Genomic DNA, 515 nt, shown 5'->3' on the forward strand with positions numbered 1-515 from the left:
CCTGGATCGGCTGTTACATCACTCAACCACGCTGAATATCAAAGGAGAGAGTTACCGGTTAAAAAAGAAACGTAAAGCTGGAGTGCTGACCAAAACTTTATTATTCCTCCACACCTTATATTTAAGTTTATTTATGTATAATTGTAAGTGATCTTAAATTATTTAGGTATATTATTTCACGATAACACACATATATTTGTGATGAGATTCAAAAAACGGAACATCATACTATAAATACCTTGTTGAATGTAAAGAATATTATCTTTAACCTTGGTGTTAATTCTGTTCCGTATTTATGAAACAAATTAACACTTGCCCGGGTTGTTATTACCACTAATCTTTAATTATTTTTTATCGTTATTAATACATATTGTGCGTTGTTATGTTCCACGAGCGAAATTCTTTTTCCACTAATATTACACAAGGTAGGGTTTAATTATGTCAGAGAAGATCGTACTCAATACTGAACTTAATCAAACTCCCATGCTTACAGGACAAATGATACCACTCCATGA

1 protein-coding gene is annotated in these 515 nt (G+C 32.0%); it reads left to right on the forward strand.

What is annotated here, in order from left to right:
- The coding region (locus K0039_RS20625; protein ID WP_228106810.1) for an ATP-binding protein at positions 1–151 on the forward strand (151 nt) is incomplete at its 5' end.
- Positions 152–515 lie beyond the last annotated feature (364 nt).

Source organism: Terrisporobacter mayombei (assembly GCF_020748465.1).
GTDB lineage: Bacteria > Bacillota > Clostridia > Peptostreptococcales > Peptostreptococcaceae > Terrisporobacter > Terrisporobacter mayombei.